Source organism: Streptomyces sp. NPDC029216 (assembly GCF_040648015.1).
Lineage (GTDB): Bacteria > Actinomycetota > Actinomycetes > Streptomycetales > Streptomycetaceae > Streptomyces.
The window spans coordinates 1-8,847 of the sequence record NZ_JBEZWL010000217.1; the positions used below are offsets into that span (position 1 = coordinate 1).

9 protein-coding genes are annotated in these 8,847 nt (G+C 74.0%); 3 read left to right on the forward strand and 6 right to left on the reverse strand.

Annotated features, from left to right (window positions below):
• Positions 1-96: 96 nt before the first annotated feature.
• The 3 genes from AB0F18_RS36990 to AB0F18_RS37000 are packed head-to-tail and all read right to left on the reverse strand — an operon-like array spanning position 97 to position 3,406.
• Entirely contained in the window at positions 97-1,245 is a 1,149-nt protein-coding gene (locus AB0F18_RS36990; RefSeq protein WP_362069237.1) for an acyl-CoA dehydrogenase family protein, read from the reverse strand.
• The gene (locus AB0F18_RS36995; protein ID WP_362069240.1) at positions 1,242-2,432 is read right to left on the reverse strand and encodes an acyl-CoA dehydrogenase family protein; all 1,191 of its coding nucleotides are present in this window, start codon (positions 2,430-2,432) and stop codon (positions 1,242-1,244) included. Before AB0F18_RS36995 ends, AB0F18_RS36990 begins: the two co-directional genes overlap by 4 nt.
• Positions 2,429-3,406, reverse strand: coding sequence for an NADPH:quinone oxidoreductase family protein (locus AB0F18_RS37000; RefSeq protein WP_362069243.1), 978 nt, complete (start codon positions 3,404-3,406; stop codon positions 2,429-2,431). The genes AB0F18_RS36995 and AB0F18_RS37000 overlap by 4 nt, the downstream gene beginning before the upstream one ends.
• A gap of 217 nt (positions 3,407-3,623) precedes the next feature.
• Here AB0F18_RS37000 and AB0F18_RS37005 point away from each other — a divergent pair, with 217 nt between their 5' ends.
• Together AB0F18_RS37005 and AB0F18_RS37010 are read left to right on the forward strand one after the other, a co-directional pair.
• The gene (locus AB0F18_RS37005) at positions 3,624-4,523 is read left to right on the forward strand and encodes an SDR family oxidoreductase (RefSeq protein WP_362069246.1); all 900 of its coding nucleotides are present in this window, start codon (positions 3,624-3,626) and stop codon (positions 4,521-4,523) included.
• Between the two features lie 52 nt (positions 4,524-4,575).
• Complete coding sequence (locus AB0F18_RS37010; RefSeq protein WP_362069249.1) at positions 4,576-5,193, forward strand: SMI1/KNR4 family protein; 618 nt, start codon at positions 4,576-4,578, stop codon at positions 5,191-5,193.
• On the opposite strand, the gene AB0F18_RS37015 is transcribed toward AB0F18_RS37010, so the two are convergent.
• Genes AB0F18_RS37015 through AB0F18_RS37025 form a run of 3 tightly spaced genes read right to left on the reverse strand, consistent with a single transcriptional unit; the run spans position 5,190 to position 7,853 of the window.
• Positions 5,190-6,035: an enoyl-CoA hydratase/isomerase family protein gene (locus tag AB0F18_RS37015; RefSeq protein ID WP_362069252.1), complete on the reverse strand. Its 846-nt coding sequence runs from the start codon at positions 6,033-6,035 to the stop codon at positions 5,190-5,192. The genes AB0F18_RS37010 and AB0F18_RS37015 overlap by 4 nt on opposite strands.
• 46 nt (positions 6,036-6,081) lie before the next feature.
• Positions 6,082-6,846, reverse strand: coding sequence for a PIG-L family deacetylase (locus tag AB0F18_RS37020; protein WP_362069255.1), 765 nt, complete (start codon positions 6,844-6,846; stop codon positions 6,082-6,084).
• A gap of 44 nt (positions 6,847-6,890) precedes the next feature.
• Entirely contained in the window at positions 6,891-7,853 is a 963-nt protein-coding gene (locus tag AB0F18_RS37025) for an AraC family transcriptional regulator (protein WP_362069258.1), read from the reverse strand.
• Between the two features lie 134 nt (positions 7,854-7,987).
• Between AB0F18_RS37025 and AB0F18_RS37030 the strand changes: the two genes are divergently transcribed.
• A complete protein-coding gene (locus AB0F18_RS37030; RefSeq protein WP_362069261.1) occupies positions 7,988-8,713 on the forward strand; it encodes an SDR family oxidoreductase in 726 nt (241 codons plus the stop codon).
• Positions 8,714-8,847 lie beyond the last annotated feature (134 nt).

Consider the following 8,847-nt stretch of genomic DNA (forward strand, 5'->3'; position numbering starts at 1 on the left):
GGGCTCCGCCCCCAGACCCCCGGGCGCGAAGCGCACGTCCGGGGTCCGGGGGCGGACCCCCGGGGAACGGGCGAAGGGCGGGTAGGGGAGAGGTCCCTACGGGGCCGGCAGCTCCGCGAAGTCGGCGACCAGGCCTCGGTGGTGGCCCGCGGTGCCGAGCGCGAGGGAGTCGGCCTTGGCCCGCTTGAGGTACAGGTGCGCGGGGTGCTCCCACGTCATGCCGATCCCCCCGTGCAGCTGGACGCACTCCTCCGCCGCCCGGACCGCGACCCCGGAGCAGTACGCCTGGGCGACGGCCACCGTGAGCGGGGCGTCGGGGGCGGCCGTCGCGAGGGCGTCGGCGGCGGCGCGGGCGGCCGCGCGCGCCGAGGCCACGTCCAGCCACAGCCGGGCGAGCCGGTGCTTGAGGGCCTGGAAGGAGCCGACGGGGCGGTTGAACTGGTGGCGGCCGCGCAGGTACGCGACGGTCTCGGTGAGGCACCACTCGGCCAGCCCGAGCTGCTCCGAGGCCAGCAGTCCGGCGCCGGACAGCAGGGCCCCGGCGACGGCCGCCCGCGCGGTGGCGGGGTCCGCGAGGCGGGTCCCGGCGGCGGAGTCGAGGGTGACGGTGGCGAGCGGGCGGGTCAGGTCCAGTGGGACCACCGGGTCCAGGAGGGCGCGGTCGGCGGGGACCGCGTGGAGCCCGGTGTCGGCGAGGACCAGCAGGACGTCGGCGGCCACCGCGTCGGCGACGGAGGTGACGGTGCCGCCGAGCAGCCCGCCCCCGGAGTCGTGGACCGGCGCCGGCAGCGGCGCGCCGGGGGCCTGCGTCAGGGGCAGGGCGGGGACGCAGACGAGCCGTCCGGCCGCGAGCTCCCGTACCAGCTCGGCCGCCTCCGGGTTGTCACAGGCGCAGGCGAGCAGGATCTCCGTCGCGAGGACGGAACTGGTCAGGTACGGGACGGGGGCCACGGCCCGGCCCAGCTCCTCCAGGACCACGGCGGCCTCCCGGTGGCCCGCGCCCGCCCCGCCCAGCTTCTCGGGGACGAGCAGTCCGGCGGCGCCGATCCCGGCGGCGAGGGTGCGCCACAGCTCCGGGTCGTGGGGGCGGGCCGTCTCCACGCGGGCGAGGACGCCCGCGGGGGCGCAGCGCTCGGCGAGCAGCGACCGTACGGCCGCGCGGAGTTCCTCCTCCGTGTCGGAGTAGAGCAGGTCGAAGGGGGCGCGGGGGGCCGAGGGGCCCGGCTGCGGCGGGCGTACGGTCATCGGGCGAGGTCCTTCCAGGCGATGTCCTTGTCGTCACGCGGCTCGGCGGGCAGCCCGAGGACGCGTTCGGCGACGATGTTGAGGAGGATCTCGCTGGTGCCGCCCTCGATGCTGTTGCCCTTGGCGCGCAGGTAGCGGTATCCGGCGTCGCGGCCGGTGAAGTCGACGATCTCGGGGCGGCGCAGGGTCCAGTCCCCGTACAGGAGGCCCTCCTCGCCGAGGAGTTCCACCTCCAGGCCGCTGATCTCCTGGTTGAGGCGGGCGAAGGCGAGCTTCATCCCGCTGCCCTCGGGGCCCGGCTGGCCGGCCGCTAGCTGCTGGCGCAGCCGTTCGCCGGTGAGACGGGCGACCTCGGCCTCGACCCACAGGCCGAGCAGCCGCTGGTGCAGGGCGTGGGTGCGCAGCTCCGGGCGTTCGCGCCAGGCGGCGGTGACGGGGGCGATCATGCCGCCCTCGCGCGGCAGGCGCATCCCGCCGATGGAGACGCGTTCGTTCATGAGGGTGGTGCGGGCGACGGCCCAGCCCTCGCCGACCGCGCCGAGGCGGTGGCCGTCGGGGATGCGGACGCCGGTGAGGAAGACCTCGTTGAACTCGGCCTCGCCGGTGATCTGGCGCAGCGGCCGGACCTCGACGCCCGGGGCGTGCATGTCGCACAGGAAGTAGGTGATGCCCCGGTGCTTGGGCAGGGCCGGGTCGGTGCGCGCGATGAGGATGGCCCAGCGGGCGGTGTGGGCGCTGGAGGTCCACACCTTCTGCCCGTCGACCACCCAGTCCCCGGTCGTCTCGTCGAGGACGGCGCGGGTGCCGAGGGCGGCGAGGTCGGAGCCGGCCCCGGGCTCGCTGAAGAGCTGGCACCAGACCTCCTCCCCCAGCCACAGGGGGCGCAGGAAGCGGCGCTTCTGCTCCTCGGTGCCGTACGCGAGGATCGTGGGAGCCGCCATGCCGAGGCCGATGCCGATCCGGCGAGGGTCGTTGTCGGGGGCTCCGGCGGCCTCCAGTTCGGCGTCCACGACGGCTTGCAGGGTGCGGGGGGCGCCGAGCCCGCCGAGGCCTTCGGGGTAGTGGACCCAGGCGAGTCCGGCGTCGAAGCGGGCGCGCAGGAAGTCGGCGCGGTCGGTGGTGCCGGGCGGGTGGGCGGCGAGCAGGTCCCGGGTGCGGGTGAGGAGTTGTGCGGCGGTGACGGTCATCGGGCGCCGCCGTCCGTCAGCGACGGTACGACGACCAGCCGGCCGGTGGTGGTGCCGTCGGCGACGCGCTGGACGGCGTCGGCGGCCCCGGCGAGCGGGACGCGTTCGCTGACCAGGGGTTTGACCGCGCCCTGGGCGGCGAGGCGGGTGAGTTCGGTGTGGCAGGCGAGGACGGCGGCGGGGTCCTTGGCCGCGTACAGCCCCCAGTGCAGGCCGAGGACGGCGTAGTTCTTCACCAGGGCGTGGTTGAGGGCGGGGGCGGGGACGGTGCCGCTGGCGAAGCCGACGACAACGATGCGGCCCTCGAAGGCCACGGACTTGGCGGAGGCGGTGTAGGCGTCGCCGCCGACGGGGTCGTAGACGACGTCGGCGCCGCGGCCGCCGGTGAACTCCTTGACGCGGGCGACCACGTCCTCGTGGGTGCGGTCCACGACGAGGTCGCAGCCGAGCTCCTCCGCGGTACGGGCCTTGGCCTTGCCGCCGACGACCCCGATGACGGTGGCTCCGGCGGCCTTGCCGAGCTGGACGGCGGCGCTGCCGACCCCGCCGGCGGCGGCGTGCACGAGGAGGGTCTCGCCGCTCCGGAGGCGGGCCCTGCGGTGCAGGCCGAACCAGCCGGTCTGGTAGCCGATGTGCAGGGCGGCGGCCTCGGCGTCGTCGAGGGTGTCGGGGGCCGGGAGCAGGGCGTGCGCGGGGGCGGTGACGTACTCGGCGAACCCGCCGTGGGGCAGGCTCGGGTTGGCGATGACGCGCCGGCCGTCCTCGGTCTCGCCGCAGATCTCGACGCCGGGGGTGAAGGGAAGCGGCGGCCGGATCTGGTACTGGCCCCGGGTGAGGAGCGCGTCGGGGAAGTTGACGTTGGCGGCGAGCACCCTGAGTCTGACCTCGCCCTCGCCGGGCACCGGTTCGGGGACCTCTTCGAGGCGCATGGCCTCGCGGGGCTCACCGGTCGTGTGTACTCGCCATGCCTGCATCCGGGGCCTCCAGCCGCCGTCGAGGAACCACGCTCGGCGGCATACTAAGCGGTCGCTTGACACCTTGGGAACCCTCGGCGGAACCGCCCGGCCCTGCCGCGCGGGCCCGTGGAACGCAGTGCTCCGGGCCTGCGGCCACCGCGCGGGCGTCCCGGGCGGAGCGGGCGGGTCCGTCGCGGGCCTGGAGAACTGAGCGTCCGCACGCTATCGATGTCCCATGACGGACGAGACCAGGCGCGGCCTGCCCGCGCCCCCTCCGCTCGGCGCGGCCGCCCTGCCCCCCGGCACGTACGGGGGGCGGGTCGTCCTCGTGACCGGCGGCGGGACCGGGCTGGGCAAGGCCATCGCCGCCGAGTTCGCGCGGCTCGGCGCGGACGTGGTGATCGCCGGCCGCCGCGCCGAGCGGCTCGCGGCGGCCCGGGAGGAGCTGGCGGCGGTGCCCGGGGCGGGCCGGGTGACGGCCGCCGTCTGCGACATCCGCGACCCCGAGGCGGTCGCGGAGGTCTTCGAGGCGGCCGGGGCGGCGTCCGGGCCGCCGGACGTGCTGGTCAACAACGCGGCGGCCAACTTCCCCTGCCCCGCCGAGGACCTCTCCCCCAACGCGTGGCGGGCGGTGGTGGACACCACCCTGACCGGTACCTGGTTCATGACCCGCGAGTTCGGCCGGCGCCACCTCGCCGCGGGCACCCCGGGGGCGATCGTCAGCGTCGGCGCCTCGTACGCCTGGACCGGCGGGCCCGGCTTCGCGCACAGCGCCGCGGCGAAGGCCGGGGTGAAGAACCTGGTGGAGACCCTCGCCGTGGAGTGGGGCCCGTACGGGATCCGGATCAACGGTCTCGTGCCCGGGCTGTTCCCGCACACCGACATGACCCGGGACATCCGGGACGGCCTGGAGCGCGCCGCACCGGACGCCAAGGACGGCCGGCAGCCCGCGCTACGGGTGGGGGCGCCCCGCGAACTGGGCTGGGCCGCCACCTTCCTGGCCTCGCCCTACGCCTCCTTCATCACCGGCCACACCCTGGTGGTCGACGGGGCGAACTGGCAGCGGCGCACGCTGGTCCAGCCGGAGGTGGTGCCGGTGCGCGAGCAGCTGGGGCGCGGACCGTTCATGCCGTGAGGGCCGGGCCCCGCCGGGGCCGTTGTCAGTGGTGTGGGGCACCATCGGGGGCATGAAGATCCATGAATGGGAGCCCTTCCTGCGCACGTGGAGCGCCGAACGCGACGCCGCCCGGCGGGCCGAGGACGCCTCGGAGCCGCCGCTCGGCTGGCTGGGCTTCGACCCGGCCCCGCCGGAGCGGATCGCCGCGCTCGAAGCCCGGCTGGGGGCCCCGCTGCCGCCCTCCTACCGCTCGTTCCTTTCGGTCACCGACGGCTGGCGGTGGGCCGGGGAGTTCGTGGAACTGCTCGCGCCGGCGGCGGAGGTGGGGCTGCTGCGGGAGATGACGGAGTTCCTCCACGAGGACCTCACCCTGTGGGAGCAGGAGGACCTCGACGAGGACGAGGACGAAGACGAAGACCTCGACGACGAGGACGAGGACGACGGGGACGAGGACGACGGGGAAGCGTACGAGAGCGAGCGCTGGAACCGTGCGGTCCAGATTTCCCTGACGGGGGACCAGACCTGGCTGCTCCTCGACCCCGGTGACGTCGGGGACGACGGCGAGTGGGCGGCGTACCGGTACTCCACCTGGAGCGGAAGCGGACCGGTGCGCCACGACTCCTTCGCCGGCCTGATGCGGGCCGAGTACGAGAACTTCCGCGCCCTGCGCATACCGGAGGGTTCCTAGGCGCCTCCGAAGCGCGGGGGCCGGCGGGCGGCCTTGGCGGTGTAGCCCTCCCGGGCGTCCTCGGAGGTCAGGGTGAGGGCGGCGGTCATCGCGACCCGGTCGAGGGCGGCGGGCAGGGCGGCGTCGGCGTAGGCGTCGACCGCCCTCTTGATGCCCTGGACGGCGAGCGGGGCGTTCGCCGCGATCTCCGCCGTCAGCGCGCGGGCGGCGGAGTCCAGCTCGGCCGGAGGCACCACCAGCTGGACCAGGTGGAGCCGCTCGGCGGTCGCGGCGTCGATCCGCCTGCCGGTCAGGGCCAGCAGTTTGGCCCAGCCCGCGCCCGCCTCCCGGGCGATGCGCAGGTCGCCCCCGGCGTCCACGGCCACGCCCAACTGCGCCTCCGGCAGGGCGAAGACGGCGTCGTCGGCGGCCACCCGGACGTCCGCCATCAGGGCCAGTTCGAAACCGAAGCCCAGGCAGTAGCCCTGGACCGCGGCGACGACGGGCTGCGGGAGGCGGGAGAGGACCGCGAAGCGCTCGTGCACCCAGCGGATGCCCTCGTAGTAGTTCCGGGTCCGCTCGGCGGCGGACTCCCCCGTGATGGCGCCGCCGGGGGCGGTCACGTCGATGCCCGCGCAGAAGGCCCGGCCTTCCGCCCGCAGCAGGACCGCGCGCACGGCCGGGTCGAAGCGGATCCGGTCGGCGAGCAGGCCCAGCTGGCGGGTGGACTCCCAGCTCCAGCCGTTCAGCTTGTCGGGGCGGCAGAGGGTGAGGACCGCGATCCCGTCCTCGACGTCCAGCCGGACGCGCTCCTCGCCCTCGCCGATGTCCGTACTGATGGTGTCGATCACCGTGTACCGCACCCCCGATGAGCCTGAACTGACGGATCGTCAGGCTAGGGGGGCGCGGTCAGCGGGGGAAGACCTCGAACGGGATCGCCGGAACGCCGCCGAAGCGGGCCGCCGCCTGCTGGACGTTGCCGGTCAGGAAGTTCCGGACGTACTCCTGCGGGTCCTGGTCGGTCAGCGCCGCGATGTACGCCTTGTGCTCCAGCAGGGAGTGCACGGCGCGCTCCAGACCGGGTGCGGCCTCAACGGCGTGCGTCGGGGTGGTGGTGGCCGCCACCGCGACCCAGCGCACTCCGTCCCACGGCTCCAGGCCCTGCTCGGAGATGAGCTCGGGGAAGATCCACCGGTTGCCCGCATCGCCCGCGGCGTCCAGCACGGCCCGGCCGATGGCCTTGTGGTCGGGGCTGTTCCAGTACCCGCCGCCTTCGGCTCCGCCCCAGGTGTCACGGTGGTTGAGGGTGATCACCAGCTCCGGGCGGTGGCGCCGGATCGCCGCCGCGATGTCCCGGCGCAGGTCCGGCCCGTACTCGATGACGCCGTCGCGGTGGTCGAGGAACTCCACCGTGGAGACCCCGACGACCGCCGCGCTCGCGCGCTGCTCGGCCTCGCGCAGCGGGCCGCACTCGTCCGGGGCGACCCCGTCGATGCCGGCCTCGCCGCGGGTGGCGAGCACGTAGGCGACCTCGCGGCCGCCGTCCGTCCAGTGGGCGATGGCCGCCGCGCAGCCGTACTCCAGGTCGTCGGGGTGGGCCACCACCGCGAGCGCGCGCTGCCAGTCGGTCGGCATCGGCTGCAAGGGCGCCTGCTGATCAGCTTGTTCGGTCATACCTCGCACCATAGGCGAACGACCGCCACAGGCGGGCGTCGGCACTACCCGGCGCCCTTCCGGTTGGGGCCGTGTGGTTCGTCGGCTGCTGGTGTGGCCTGCTTGCGGTAGGTCCCCGGCGGTGAGCCGAAGTGTCGTTTGAAGGCTTTGGCGAAGGCGAACTCCGACGTGTACCCCGTGTGCTGCGCGATGGTGCTCAGCGGGGCCGGCGATTGGTGCAGCAATCGCGCCGCGGTGGCCATCCGCCAGTTGGTCAGGTAGGTCAGCGGCGGCTCGCCGACCACCGAGGCGAAGCGGCGGGCGAACGCCGCGCGGGAGAGACCGGCGCGGGTGCCCAGCGACTCCACGGTCCAGGGATGGCCCGGCTCGTCGTGGATCGCCTTCAGGGCCGGGGCGACTGCCGGGTCGGTCAGCGCCGCCGTCCAACCCCGGGTGCGATCCTTCGGCAGTTCGGCGTACCACGACCGGAGGATGTAGAGCAGCAGCAGATCGATGAGCGCCGTGACGACCGCGTCGGAGCCCGGCTGCGGCGTGTGGAACTCGGCGCACAGCTGATCGACCGCCGAGCGCAGCACGGGGTGGCGGCCCGGGACCGCGGGGAGGTGGATGACCTCCGGCAGGTCGCTGAACAGCGGATGCGGGCGGTCGACGTCGATCGCGTACGCACCGCACACCAGCACCGTGTGCGCCCCCGGTCCGTCCACGGTGACCTGGCCGATCGGCGAGGAGCGGTCCACGCGCTCCGGTACGAAGTCCGCCGGATCGCTGCCCGGCACATCGCACAGGGTGTGTCCGCTGCCGCGCCGCAGGAAGACGATGTCGCCGGGTCCGAGCGCGAGCGGTCGGCCGTGCGGTGGCAGCAGGTGGCAGTGGCCTTCCACGACCACGTGGAATCCGGCTCCCGAGATGGGCTGGAACTTCAGGGCCCACGGGGCGTGCGCGTCGGTGCGGGTCACCATCGGGCGGCCCGTGCGCAGGACTTCGAGTGTGTCGCTCAGGATGTCCATGGCGTCACTCTAATGCCTGCTTGGCGAGACGATATGACAGGGAATCGAGATCTTCAGGCATTCATCGTCTTGATGGGGAGACGTACGTTCTTGCCATGGCGGTTGCCGGGCCCCGGCACCGCATCGACGAAGGAATGGATCCCATGTTTCTGGCGGGCAAGAAGATCGTGGTCATCGGTGGAACCTCCGGCATCGGCTTCTCGGTGGCCCAACAGGCCGCTGCGGCCGGCGCGGACGTGGTGGTCGCCTCCAGCAATCAGGACCGTGTGGACGCCGCGACGAAGCGCTTGGGCGGGTCGGCCGAAGGCCGCCGCCTGGACGTCGCCGACGGCAACGCCATCGCCGCGTTCTTCGAGCAGGTCGGGGAGTTCGACCACCTCGTCTACACCGCGGGCGAATCCCTGCTGATCAAGCCGTTGGCCGAGACCACCCCGCAGGAGGCCAGGGCGGTCTTCGAGCGGCGGTTCTGGGGCGCGTTCCTCTCCGCCAAGTACGCCGCACCGCGACTGCGCGACGGCGGCTCGATCACTTTCAGCTCCGGCGTCCTCGCGATCCGCCCCCTGTCCGGAACCGCGCTCACGGCAGGCATCACCGGCGGCATCGAGGCCCTGTCCCGGGCACTCGCCGTCGAACTCGCCCCGCTGCGGGTCAACGTGGTCCAGCCCGGGGTGATCAGCACCGAGCTGTGGGACGGCAGCGTCCCGGACCCGGAGGCCTTCCTCCAGGGCGCCGGGTCCGAGCTGCTCACGCGACGTGTCGGCACCGCCGAGGAAGCCGCGGCGGCCTATCTCTTCGTCTTGTCCAACGGCTACGTCACCGGCACCACGCTCGCGATAGACGGCGGCGCGGCGCTGGTGTGACACATGCGCCGCGGGCCCGGCATGATCCGGAAGAGACGGCCTAGGTGTTCTGTCCAGGGAGGTTGTGGACGGGTGATGCAGGTCTCGGCTGAGAGATCTTGAAATGGGTGAGGGCCTTCTGGCCTGGTGTGGAT